A 12,133-nucleotide genomic window follows, 5' to 3' on the forward strand; every position below is an offset into this window, starting at 1 on the left:
GTGCCAATCGGCGCGGGATAACTGGCAAGAAGGGGCTTTTGCGCATGTTCAAGGAATTCAAAAAGTTCATCGCGCGCGGCAATGTGATCGATCTGGCGGTCGGCGTGGTGATCGGCGCGGCGTTCAGCGGGATCGTCACCCAGCTGACCGATGCTGTGCTGATGCCGCTGATCGGCTGGTTGTTCGGCGATATCGACTTTTCCAACTGGTTCCTGCTGCTGGGCGAGGTGCCCGAGGGCTACGAGGGCGCGCTCGACAATTACGCGCAGCTGAAAGAGGCGGGTGTGGCGATGATCGGCTACGGCGCGCTGATCACCGCGATTATCAACTTCCTGATCGTCGCCTTCGCGCTGTTCGTACTGGTGCGCGGCGTCAACCGCGTGACCGAGGAAATGCAGCGCAAGCAGGCCGAGGTGGAGGACAGCTCGAAAAGCGACGAGGTGCCGACCGATCCGCAGCTGGATGTGCTCAAGAAGATTCTGGCGGAACTGAAGGCGGAGCGGGGCTAGAGCGTCCCTCCCGTCATCCCCGCGAAGGCGGGGATCCCGCTTCTGCCTGTTGCTGAAACAGCGGGACCCCCGCCTGCGCGGGGGTGACGAGGATCGGAAAATCCCGGTCCCATCCACTTCACATTAAGCTGCAAACGCCTATATGGGTCGGTGCCGGTTTCGACCGGCTATGGTGATAAACTGCGGTGTATAATAGACGCAATGGACCCGGGGGCAGTACCCGGCGGCTCCACCAAAAGGCCCGGTCCCGATAGCGAGAGGGGCGGGCTTCCTGATGGGGCCGAACCAGGATCGACATGCGTTGAAAGGCATCGTTTTTGCCCGGAATGAGCACTCCGTAAAAAGCTCTTTTCACAAGTGCCAACGATAACGAAGCACTCGCTCTCGCTGCGTAATTTGACGGGCTAACGCCCTGAATTTACAAAGCTAAAGCGCGGTTGGACCGACCGGGCAACAGAACGGATACCGGGGGCCCGGGGGAGCCTAGCAACAGAATCCCCCACCTTTCCCACCTTTCCCAGCTTGAAATGATCGTATTCCTCCGTCAGCCTGGCCTGAACAGGGGGATGACCATGCTTTCTGCGATTGTTCTTGCCGCCGCCGCCTCGGCCCAGTCGGATCAGGCTGTCAGCTGGACCGTCAACGATTATACGGACTACGGGATCTGCGCGGCCCGGCGCATCGTGAACGGGAAGACCCTGTTCGAATTGCGCATGTGGCCGGATGGCAAGGTCAGCATCGTCATACCCGCCGACAATCCGAGACCTTTCGGGCCTGAAAAGGAAAACTTCAGGGTCGCCTTCTTCGCAGGGCCGGACCAGGGCGAGCGGATCGCCCGGTACTATGCCGAAGGATATACCGGCGAAGGCCTCGTCGGGTACAAGCTGGTCACTGCCGCCGACGGGCGAACGGACAAGGGCCTCACGGATCGGTTCCTGCGCTATTTTTCGCAGGCCGACCGCATCACCTTCAGTCTGGATGGAGAGCAGTTCCTGACGATTCCAGTCCACGAATCACGGCGGGCCGCGGCGGGGCAGATGTCCTCGTGCCTGGCTGCTGTCGCTCGCGGCGAGGACTATTGATCCAGGCGGAAACGCTCGCGGCGGCTTATCCCTCGCGCGCTGCCCGCTCGAATTTCAGGCAGTCGAGGATCTTCGCGCCCGCCATGAACACCGCGCCGGTGCAGGCGAGGAACAGCAGCTTGCCGCCCCAGCCGGGATATTGCGTGAGGTAGTTCGCACCGCGGCTCGTCGCGCCCAGCGCCAGCGCATAGATGATCAGAAACGCCTCGAACCGGGTCTTGATCACGAACAGGCGTGAGATTTTGCGAAGCATCCATCATCCTTAACGCGCGTGGCAACTTTCCGTCGCAAACAGCATGCCAACCGAGCATTGCCGCGAGTCGGTAAAGTTAACGTGCGGGCCAGTGTAAGCCTGCCCGACATGGTGGCCAGCGCGTTAACCCAATTCGGAGAGATCGAGCGCCTCGAGAAGCGCGTTTCGCGCGGTCTGCACCTCCTGCGTCAGCGCTTGTGTCCCAAGCTGGGCCGGTTCGATGCTTTCCGGCCAGTGCTTCGCGATCACCGCCTCGATCCGCTCCGCCTTCGCCTCGTCCAGCAGGAAGCGCGCATCGACCGTGGCGGGGTCTGCGACCACGCGGAGGCGCAGGCAGGCGGGGCCGCCGCCATTGGCCATGGACTGGCGCACGTCGACCGGGATAACCTGCCGGATCGGGCCGTTGCCGGCGGTCATTTCTTCGCAGAAGCGCCACACGCTCTCGCTCTCGCGGCATTCGCTCGGGACGATCAGCGCCATCGTGCCGTCGGGCAGGGTAACGAGCTGCGCGTTGAACAGGTAGGTGCGGATCGCCTCTTCCAGACTCACCGCGCTCTCGGGCACTTCGACCAGTTCGAGCGCGGGGAAGGCCTCGCGCATCGCGCCATAAGCGCCCTGCGGATCGGCAAAGGCGCGCGCGTGGGTGAACAGCACGCGCTCGTTGGCCACCGCGACCACGTCGTTGTGAAAAGCCCCCGCCTCGATCGCTTCGGGGTTCTGTTCGACGAACAGCGCGCGCGCGGGATCGAGGCCATGCTTGCGTGCCACTGCCCGGCTCGCCTGTTCGTGCTGGCGCGCGGGGAATTTTCCGCCGGGGCGGCCATAGACGAACACTTCGACGCCCGGTTCACCGTGGCTCTCGCAGAGCCGCATGTGGTTCGCCGCGCCCTCGTCTCCGAAAGCGGGCGGCACTGCATCGTGCACCGCGAAGTGCTGCGCGTTGCCAAAGGCGATGTCCAGCTGCGCCTTGGTGTCCTGCCATTCCTGCGCGCGGTGGAGCATGGTGATGAGGTTGGCGGGCGTCAGGTGGCAGCGCCCGTCGCGCGTGTCGGGGGCAGGAGAAACGGTCGCCGCGTTGGCGGTCCACATCGCAGAGGCCGACCAAGGCGCGGCGCGCAGCGCGGGGTCGGCGGTCTCGTCGAGCGACAGCGCGTCGGAAAGCACGCCGTTCGGACGCGGCAGCGGCAGCAGGAAGCCCTGCGGCAGGCCGCGCGCCATATTGCCCCGCATCTTTGCGAGGCCCTGCAGCGCCGCCTCGCGCGGGTGACTGGTCTGCCCGCCATGGCTCGCGCTGGCGATATTGCCGAGGCTGAGCCCTGCGTAATTGTGCGAGGGGCCGATGATACCGTCGAAATTGATTTCTGTGAGCTTCATTCAGAACTCCGCTCGCCCTGAGCTTGTGAAAGGGCTGTTCTTCGCTTTGGGACCCGCTCCCCGAAAGGAAATGGCAGGGCTTCGACAGGCTCGGCCCGAACGGGTTCGGTCAAACTGAGTTATCTGGTCACGCTCCATACGGTATCGCCCTTGCCGACGCCCAGCGCCTGGGCCCCGGCATCGTCGATGGCGATCTCCTCGCCTTCGACAGTGCGCCTGCCGTAGCAGCAGCGGAAATCGGTGAGCGTGCCGCTCGCCAGCAGCGCCCGTTCCCCTGCCTCCCCGTCGACCGTATCGAGCGTACGCGGCTCCGCATCCGCCACGCTCACCACATCGTCGGTTCGCGCTAGCATGGTCGGGCCGCCGTCGAAGATGTCGACGTAATTCTCGAACCGGAAGCCTTCCTTCTCTAGCATCCGCATCGCCGCACGCCCCGTGGGGTGGGGCAGGCCGATGACCTCGCGCGCGTCGTCGTCCAGCATGGCGACATAGACCGGGTGCTTGGGCATCAGGTCAGCGATGAACTGGTTGCCGTTGATGGCGTTGAAATAGTCCGCTTCCTGGAAGCTCATCCCGAAGAAGCGGCCCGCAACCCCGTCCCAGAAGGGCGAGCCGCCGCGATCGTCGATGATCCCGCGCAGTTCCGCGATCACCCGTTCGGCAAAACGCGCGCGGTGCATCGCGATGAACAGGTAGCGGCTGCGCGCGAGCAGCAGGCCGAGGCCGCCCGCACGCTCGTTGGGATGAAGAAACAGCCCGCCGACTTCGCTGCACCCTTCCAGATCGGTGACGAGGTTGAGCATTTCGGCCCGCACCGTGCGGTCGAGCTCCTTGGAATACTGCGTCAGCGTGTTGAGGCGGTAGGAATAGAACGGCCAGCGCTGGCCGACCTGCGTCATCAGCTGGCAGGTGCCGCGTACCGCGCCGGTTTCGGTATTTTCCAGCACGAGCACGAAGGTCTCGTCGACCAGCTCGTCGCCTTTGTTGGCAAAGGCCTTGGCCGATGTCGCCAGCTTGCCCGCCAGCGCATCGCGGTCGGCAGGCAGGTTGGTGAACCCGCCACCGGTCAGCTTGGCCATTTCGTACAGATGCTCGAGGTCGTCCTCGCGCGAGGGGCGGATCACGAAGCTCATGCCAGGTTTCCTTCGGCCAGGCGGCTGATGACAAGGGCGGAAAGCGCGGCGCGTTCCTTCAGGCTGGGCACGATCATGAACTCGTCCGCCGAGTGGATCTTGCCGCCACGCACGCCCATCGTGTCGACAACGGGCACGCCGGTGGCCGCGATATTGTTGCCGTCGCACACGCCGCCGGTCGATTTCCAGTCGATATCCTGTCCCAGCTGCGCCCCGCAATCGCGCACCAGATCGAACAGCGCCTGCGCCTTGCGATCGACCGGCTTGGGCGGGCGGGATATGCCCCCGTGCACCGCAATCTCCACCTCGCGCGACTGCTGCACCGCGCCGATCACCCCGGTCAGCTGCTGCGCGAAGCGTTCGGCTGCGTCGGGCGCCTTGGGGCGGATGTTGAACCGCAGAACGGCATGGTCGGGCACGACATTGTTGGCCGACCCGCCTTCGATCCTGGCCGGGTTGATCGAGATATCCTCCTGCTGCAGCGCCTCCAGCCGCAGCGCGATGTCCGAGGCCGCGAGCACCGCGTTGCGCCCGTCCTGCGGGTTACGCCCTGCATGCGCGGCAAGCCCCTTGATGGTCAGCGCATAATTGCCGCTTCCGCCGCGCGCATGGGCCAGCGTGCCCTCCGGCGTGGCGGCTGGTTCGTACGTCAGGGCCGCGTATTTGCCCTGCGCCAGCTGTTCGATCAGCGGGGCGGAGGAAAGCGAACCGGTCTCCTCATCCGCGTTGATGAGCACGTCGTAGCCAAGCATTTCGCCGCGCCCGCTGCGCTCGACCGCCATCAGCGCATGCAGCATCACCGCGATGCCGCCCTTCATGTCGGCGGTGCCCGGTCCGTTGACCGTATGATCGTCCAGCCAGGTGTTCTGCTGGAAGGGATGATCGGGCGAGAAGACGGTGTCCATGTGTCCGGTCAGGATCAGGCGGCGCTGCGCGTCGGGGCGAACGCGGCAGATCAGGTGCCTGCCATTCGCCACCTCGACCTCGCGCCCATCGCCGTCGATGGCGGTGACCGGCGCTGGATCGACCAGTTCGACCTCCCCGGGCAGGGCGGAAAAAGCCTCGCTCAGCTCGCTCGCCATCTTCGCCAGGCCTTCGAGGTGGCCGGTGCCGCTGTTGATCGCGGACCAGCGCAGTGCCTGTTCGCACATGGCCTCGCCATCGATGCTGTCGATCGTTTCATTGTCCATATGCGGCGCGGGTCTAGTCTGCCACGGCGGGCCTTGCAATCGCAGGCCCGGCACCGGATCAGGGGCGGCATGACGAATAGCGGAGTTATAGGGCGAATCCTGCTGCTGGGCGCCATGGGACTGGTGCTTGCGATCGCCTGGCAGAACCGAGATGCGCTGGTTCGCCAGGTGACCATTCCGATCCCCGTCTCCGGCGTTGGCAGCACGTCGAAACCCGCCTTCGACGCGTGGCTTGCGCAGGACGAAAGCCGCGCGCGGGCTTTCGCCCAGTTCGAGAGGTTCCTTGCCGAAGAGGGCGTCGCCGAGGTCGTGGAGCCATGGCAGCTTGCCAGAATAGACGGCTTTGTGGCGCGCGAATGCGACGCGGAGCCGTTCCTGATTCCGCCCGAAGACCTATGGCCCAAAGTGTTGCCTGCGCTCAGACTGTTGCGTGAGGAAGTGATCCCGACGTTAGGCCCCGTGGAGGTGCTTTCGTCCTATCGCAGCAGTGCGCTCAACAGCTGTGCGGGCGGGGCCGGGCGATCCAACCACCTCGAATTTTCCGCGCTCGATCTGGTGACCGCGCCGCGCAGGCGGGGCGAAGGCCTGTACCGTGAGTTATGTGCGATGCACGATGATGCCGGGCCATCGAGCCGCATGGGGTTGGGGGCCTACTACGATCTTGCGGAAGGCGACTACTCGGGCGGTCGCTTCCACATTGATGGCGAGGGCTATCGCACCTGGGGCCGCAGCTATACTTCGGCAAGTAGCCCCTGCGGTCGCTTCGACTAACGCGTCAGCGCGCGGGCGATGGCAACGAATTCGTCGATGGAGAGCGTTTCGGCGCGCCGTTGCGGGTCGATGCCCAGGGTTTCCAGCGCATCGGGCGCACCCGCAACGCCCTTCAGGCTCTGGCGCAGCATCTTGCGCCGCTGGCCGAAGGCAGCGGCGGTGACGGCCTCCAGCTTCGCCGCCGACACGCCTTCGGGCATTGCGGCGGGCTGCACGTGGACGATGGCGCTCATCACCTTGGGCGGCGGGGTGAAGGCGCTGCGGTGGACCTTCATCGCCAGCCTTGCGATGCCGCGCCACTGCGCGAGAACCGCGAGCCGTCCGTAGGCGCTGCTGCCGGGCTGTGCGACGATCCGCTGCGCGACCTCCTGCTGGAACATCAGCGTCAGGCTGGTCCAGTTCGGCGGCCATGCCTCGCCCCCCATCCAGCGCGTGAACAGCGCGGTACCGACGTTGTACGGCAGGTTGGAAAGGATCGCGTAGGGCGCTCCATCGAACAGCGCGTCGTGATCCATCTTGAGCGCATCGCCCTCGATCACGGTCAGCCGGCCAGGGAAGGCGTCGCCCAGTTCGGCCAGCGCGGGCAGGCAGCGGCGGTCCATCTCGATGGCCGTCACCTGCGCCCCCGCACGCAGCAACGCGCGCGTGAGCCCGCCGGGACCGGGGCCGACTTCGAGCACGTTTCGGTCCGAAAGGTCGCCGGGGATGGCGGCGATGCGATTGAGCAGCTGCTCGTCGAACAGAAAATTCTGGCCGAGCGATTTGGACGCGCTGAGGCCGTGCGCCGCGATCACTTCGCGCAAGGGCGGAAGGCCGTCACCCACGAGCGGCTCCGGGGGGCAGGCTGCGCCGCGTCATGATCTCGCCCGCCAGCCGGATTGCCGCGATGGTCGGCCCTGCGCTGGCCGCGCCCGTCCCCGCAATGCCGAACGCCGTTCCGTGATCGGGCGACGTGCGGACGATCGGCAGGCCTATCGTCACGTTCACGCCATCCTCGAAGTCGAGCGCCTTGAACGGGATCAGCGCCTGATCGTGGTACATGCACAGCGCGGCATCGAAGGTGGCCAGCGCGGGCGGGGAGAACAGGCCGTCGGCGGGGAAGGGGCCGCGCACATCCATTCCGGCTCCGCACAGCGTCTGGATGGCGGGGGCGATGATCTCCGCTTCCTGGTTGCCGAAGCGGCCGTCCTCGCCTGCATGGGGGTTGAGCCCGGCCACCGCGATGCGGGGGCGCGCTATTCCAAAATCGCGTCGCAGGGCCGGTACGGTGGCCATCGCGGCACCCAGGATCGCATCCTGTGTGATTCTGCCGGGTACGTCTTCCAGCGCGATGTGCACCGTCACCGGGACCACCCGCAGACGCGGGCCGGCCAGCATCATGGTGCCGGCACCGGCGTTGAACCCGCAAGCTATCGAGACATATTCGGTCTGGCCCGGGTGCGCGAAGCCCACCTCTACCAGCCGGGACTTGGAAATCGGCGCGGTGACCAGCCCTCCGGCGTATCCGTCCACCGTCATCTGTGCGGCATCGCCCAGCGATTCGAGCGCCAGTTTCGCGCCGTCGCGGCTGGGGGCGCCAGGCGTGTAGTCTGCATCGAGATCGCCATAGACGGGCAGCGCATCGGGGAAGACGCGCGCGGCTTGATCGCGCCTGGCAATCGGTTCGACCCGAATGTCGATCCCGCGGGCCTGAGCTGCCGCCAGCAGCACTTCGCGACCGTGGACCACGAAGAAGGGCGGCAGCCGCCGCTCCTTGCGGCGGGCCCAGGCCTCGACGATCAGTTCCGGCCCGACACCCGCCGGATCGCCGATGGTAACGGCCAGCGCAAGCGGGGCCATTGCCGGTTCTGGCACCGCCTCAGTTATACTCTATCAGGGCGTCGGTGCGCAGGTCGCGCAGGAAGCGCTGGGCGCGCTTGCTGATCCGTTCCTGCTCGATCCGGTCCATGATCTGGTCGAAATCGGGCTCGTTCGCCATCTGCGGATCGTCGCGGCCACACAGCAGCAGCACGCGCACGCCGTCTTCCAGCGAGCCGAAGGGCGGCGTCGACTGGCCCACCTGCAGCTGCAGCAGCGAACCCTGCAGCTGTTCGGGAAGGTCGCGCACGGCAATCGCGTTGTTGTCGACCACGGTCGCGTTGACCGTCTGGGCCACGCGCGCGGCATCGCCGCAGCCGCGGATCGTCCCGACCGCATTGGCGAATTCCTCCACCTTGGCGGCGGCCTGATCCTGGGTGATGCCCTCCGGGAAGTCGATCGCGATCTGCTTCAGGCTGAGCGTCGCATCGCGCGGATCGGCGGTGAGCACCTGGCGCTTGTCGAGCAGCAGCATGATGACGAAGCCGCCGGGGATCGGCACGGGGCCGACGATCTGGCCAGGCTGCAGGTCACGCGCCACCTCGGCCATTTCCTCGGGCAGGGTCGCAAGGCGAACGAAGCCCAGATCCCCGCCGACCGCGGCGGTGGTCGATTCGGAGAACTGGCGGGCATAGGCCTGGAAGCTGCCGCCTTCACGGATCTGCCCGATGATGCGGGCGGCGTTCTGGCTGACCGCCTCGGAGGTTTCCGGGGTGGCGGACAGATAGATTTCGGCGATCCGGTATTCTTCCTGCCCGCGCGATGTCTTGAGCCGCTCCATCGTGTCGTTCACCTCTTCGGACGACACGTTGATGAAGGGGGCGACGTTGCGGCGCAGCAGATTGTTCCAGGCAAGCTCGCCCTCGATCTGGCGCTTGAGCGCGGCGGGGGAGGAGCCAACGCCGATCAGGTAGGCGTCCATCTGCGCCGGGTTCTGGCTGAAGTTCTGCCGGGCGAGCGCTTCGTAGCGCTGTTCGACCTGTTCCTGGGAAACGGCCATGTCCTGCGCGGCCGCGGCCTGGATCTGCAGGGTTTCGTCGATGAGATTGCGCAGCACCTGCATGCGCAGGGCGTTCATTTCCTCGGGTGGAAGACCGTCGCGCTCCGAAGCGGCAAGCACCAGCGCAACGCGCTGGTTGATGTCCGTGCCCGTAATCACCGCGCCGTTCACCTTCGCGGTGGCCGTGCGCACGTTGGGGTCCTGCTGTTCGAACATCACGATGTCGGCCGGGAACCCGAATGGATTGGTGGCGGCGCCCGCCTCCTGCCCGCCCTGCTGGGCGGTCTGCTGGGCCTGGGCGGCCACCGGCAGCAGCGCCATCGCGAGTGCGGCGGTGGTGCTGAGGATTTTCGAGAAGATGCTGTCGGTCACGTAGAACGCCTGTCTTTCGCAATTATTCGAAGGAGCGCAGTATTCGCGCCATCCCTGCCTTTGGGTCGGGGAGGCTGAACCTGCGCTGAGTCCGGTTGCTGCCCCTAGCGTGTCTGGCCTTTCATGCCAATGCGGCTGGCCGGGGCGGCATGCTGCGCGGTTATCCGCTGAATCCGAGGTTGAGCAGGCGGAACGTCAGTTCGATGGTATTGCCGCGCAACGCATCGCCCTGCGTCACGAAGTCGCGCCGCCAGGTGATGCCCAGATCGATGCAATCGTCCTGGTAGGCAATGCCCAGACGCGTGCGGATCGGTTCGAATCCGTCGGCCTGCAGGGTCGGGTCCTCGTCGCGGTTGGTCATGTTGACCACTGCCGAGCCGAACAGCGACCAGTAATCGGCAAAGGCCACGCGGCCCGCGGCGCGCAGTTCCTCACGGTCGCCGAGATCCTCGTTGAGGAGAGGGATGTTCCGATCCAGCCGCAGATAACCGATTTCGGCATAGGTCCGCCGGTTGCCGACCGTCGCGTCGATTTCCGTCCGCCGGGCGGTGAGGTTGTCCTTGTCGAGCCGGAAGCGGTAGGTGAGGGAAACGAAATCCTTGTAGCGCACGCGCGTCCGCCCGACGATGTCGGAGAACCTGTCGGACAGGCCGGTGCCGTCGGGAAAGATGATCTGCTTGTCGTCGAGGCGGTAGGACTGGCCGATATTGGCGGAAACCCGCCAGTCGGGCTTGGTCAGTTCCCAGTCGACCCCGTAGGTGATCCGCGTGCCGTCTTCGAACCGGTCGTCTCCGGGGAAGCGGTTGAGCGAGAACAGGTTCACATCCTCCAGGTCGATCGCGCGCGAATCCTCGTTCGGGATGTCGGTATTGCGGATGGGCAGGGTGCCCACGATCTGGACCCGCGGGGTGAGGACCTGCGATCCCCCGAAAAGCGGCCCGACAAGGGGCCATGAAACGTCCATTGCGGCAAGCCCCAGGGTGCGGCCCTGCCAGCCTTCCTCGCCGCGATAGCTGGCCACGCTGGTCAGCGCGGTGTTTTGCGTATGGTAGACATCGCCGCGCGCCAGCGCGGTCAGTTCCACGACCTGGCCCAGGGGCGTCACGCGGCGCAACTGCCACTGCGCACTGGCGAGAGCGCGCTGCGTATCCTGCCCGTCGCTGCGCGTGACGGCCAGCGAATTGCCGCGCAGCGTGATCGTGCCGCCCAGCAGCGGGTCCTTGATCCGGTGGCGATAGTCGATCAGCGGCAGCGCGATCGGCACTTCGCCCTGCTTCTGGTCGAGCCGAAGGGTCTGCGTGGCGAAGCCGGCGACCACGAAATAGCTGTCGTCGTCGATCCGCTCCAGCTCGGCGACGGTGCGCAGGCGGTCGTCCCGGCTGATGTCGTAGCGGCGCAGGAAGGTCCGGTCGCTCGTGACCCGGGTCGCCCCGGTGAAGCTCCAGTTCTCGTCGAACTGGTAGCGGCCGTTGATTGCCAGGTAGCCGCGGAAATCCTGCGTGCCACGTGGGGTCTGCGTGAAGGGATTGATGCGGCGGCTGCGCGTCAGATAGCCGGTGGCCTGAAACGCGCCCTTGTCCGAAAGTTCGCGGTAGGTGGCAGTCGCCATCGGCGCGGCTTCGGTGAAGATGTGCGCACCCAGCTTCAGGTCGCGATTTTCCGCCAGACGCCAGTAATAGTCTCCGCTCAGCTCCACGCCGTTGGAGCGCGATATGCTCAGACTGGGGACCAGCAGCCCGGAACTGGGCCCTCCATCGGTGCGCAGTTCCAGCGTGGGAAGCGGCAGGATGCGCTGGCCGAACAGCGAGAAATATCCGCCTTCGAACCGCACCCGGCTGGCATCGGGATCGTAGACGACGCGCTCGGCAGTGATCTTCCAGCTCGGGCGCTTTGGGCAGCCTTCCGGGGTGGTGACGGCACAGCCGGAATAGGCGCCGCGCACCAGCGCGATCCGCCCGTCGTCGGTCCGCTCCCCGCTTTCGGCCGCCAGCCGCCCGCCTTCGCGCAGCACCAGCAGCAGGTCGCTCAGCGCGCCGGTTTCGAACTTGTCGGACAGCTCCAGCTGGCTGGCGTAGAGCTGGTTTCCGTCGCCATCCACGTAGCGTACGTTGCCACTCGCATCGATCCTGCCGGCGGGGCGGTTCCAGCGAACCTCGTCCGCCCGCACGGACCGGTCGCCATCGCGCAGCAGCACGCTGCCGCGCGCGAAGATGATGTCCTGTTCCGAATCATATTCGAGCGTGTCGGCCTCGAATCCGATCTCGCGCTCGCCGCCGGGCGGGGGCGGATTGGCGCCGTCGATATAGTCGGCGACCGCCTCTTCCACGCCGTCATCCTGCTGGTCGGATTCGGCCTGGTCCTGCGCGCTGGCCGGGGCCGCCAGGGCGAGCGACGCGAGCGTGGCCAGGCCAACGCCGCCGAGCAGAAAGGTGCGATGCGATGCTGACATCGGGGCGGAACGATCCTTCGGGCGCATCGCTTGCCTATTGCACTCAGCCCCCGTAATCGCAATCGCGCTTAGCGGGGCCTGTGACTGCAAATGTTCATGGCTGCCACGCGCCCCGGCAGCGGGGCGCCGCAGCATGCAGCTTT

Annotated in this window: 11 protein-coding genes and 1 other RNA gene; 4 read left to right on the forward strand and 8 right to left on the reverse strand. The window is 66.0% G+C overall.

The genetic code is table 11. From position 1 onward, the window contains the following. Window positions 1-44: 44 nt before the first annotated feature. From mscL to ADAD_RS0105055, 3 genes are all read left to right on the forward strand, one after another. On the forward strand, window positions 45-509 hold the full coding sequence (gene mscL, locus ADAD_RS0105050) for a large conductance mechanosensitive channel protein MscL (protein WP_010410522.1): 465 nt from the start codon (window positions 45-47) through the stop codon (window positions 507-509). A gap of 113 nt (window positions 510-622) precedes the next feature. Next, window positions 623-977: a transfer-messenger RNA gene (gene ssrA / locus ADAD_RS16590) on the forward strand. Between the two features lie 104 nt (window positions 978-1,081). Then, complete coding sequence (locus ADAD_RS0105055) at window positions 1,082-1,591, forward strand: hypothetical protein (RefSeq protein ID WP_139020345.1); 510 nt, start codon at window positions 1,082-1,084, stop codon at window positions 1,589-1,591. 25 nt (window positions 1,592-1,616) lie between these two features. On the opposite strand, the gene ADAD_RS0105060 is transcribed toward ADAD_RS0105055, so the two are convergent. The 4 genes from ADAD_RS0105060 to ADAD_RS0105075 form a co-directional block, all read right to left on the reverse strand. Next, on the reverse strand, window positions 1,617-1,844 hold the full coding sequence (locus ADAD_RS0105060; RefSeq protein WP_010410527.1) for a hypothetical protein: 228 nt from the start codon (window positions 1,842-1,844) through the stop codon (window positions 1,617-1,619). Between the two features lie 123 nt (window positions 1,845-1,967). Next, a complete protein-coding gene (locus ADAD_RS0105065) occupies window positions 1,968-3,218 on the reverse strand; it encodes an N-succinylarginine dihydrolase (protein WP_010410529.1) in 1,251 nt (416 codons plus the stop codon). A gap of 119 nt (window positions 3,219-3,337) precedes the next feature. After that, window positions 3,338-4,351, reverse strand: a complete 1,014-nt coding sequence (locus ADAD_RS0105070) for an arginine N-succinyltransferase (protein ID WP_010410532.1) — start codon at window positions 4,349-4,351, stop codon at window positions 3,338-3,340. After that, a complete protein-coding gene (locus ADAD_RS0105075; RefSeq protein ID WP_010410535.1) occupies window positions 4,348-5,541 on the reverse strand; it encodes a hydrolase in 1,194 nt (397 codons plus the stop codon). The genes ADAD_RS0105070 and ADAD_RS0105075 overlap by 4 nt, the downstream gene beginning before the upstream one ends. A gap of 69 nt (window positions 5,542-5,610) precedes the next feature. Between ADAD_RS0105075 and ADAD_RS0105080 the strand changes: the two genes are divergently transcribed. Next, entirely contained in the window at window positions 5,611-6,312 is a 702-nt protein-coding gene (locus ADAD_RS0105080; RefSeq protein ID WP_158005185.1) for a D-Ala-D-Ala carboxypeptidase family metallohydrolase, read from the forward strand. On the opposite strand, the gene rsmA is transcribed toward ADAD_RS0105080, so the two are convergent. The 4 genes from rsmA to ADAD_RS0105100 form a co-directional block, all read right to left on the reverse strand. Continuing rightward, window positions 6,309-7,136, reverse strand: a complete 828-nt coding sequence (gene rsmA / locus ADAD_RS0105085; protein ID WP_033193192.1) for a 16S rRNA (adenine(1518)-N(6)/adenine(1519)-N(6))-dimethyltransferase RsmA — start codon at window positions 7,134-7,136, stop codon at window positions 6,309-6,311. The genes ADAD_RS0105080 and rsmA overlap by 4 nt on opposite strands. Then, a complete protein-coding gene (gene pdxA, locus ADAD_RS0105090) occupies window positions 7,129-8,151 on the reverse strand; it encodes a 4-hydroxythreonine-4-phosphate dehydrogenase PdxA (protein ID WP_010410544.1) in 1,023 nt (340 codons plus the stop codon). Before pdxA ends, rsmA begins: the two co-directional genes overlap by 8 nt. Before the next feature lie 19 nt (window positions 8,152-8,170). Next, window positions 8,171-9,541 (reverse strand): peptidylprolyl isomerase, encoded by a 1,371-nt coding sequence (locus ADAD_RS0105095; protein ID WP_010410547.1) that lies wholly within the window; start codon window positions 9,539-9,541, stop codon window positions 8,171-8,173. A 160-nt stretch (window positions 9,542-9,701) separates the two neighbouring features. Further along, the gene (locus tag ADAD_RS0105100; RefSeq protein WP_237700774.1) at window positions 9,702-11,990 is read right to left on the reverse strand and encodes an LPS-assembly protein LptD; all 2,289 of its coding nucleotides are present in this window, start codon (window positions 11,988-11,990) and stop codon (window positions 9,702-9,704) included. Window positions 11,991-12,133: the final 143 nt, after the last annotated feature.

The organism is Citromicrobium sp. JLT1363, assembly GCF_000186705.1.
Taxonomy (GTDB): domain Bacteria; phylum Pseudomonadota; class Alphaproteobacteria; order Sphingomonadales; family Sphingomonadaceae; genus Alteriqipengyuania.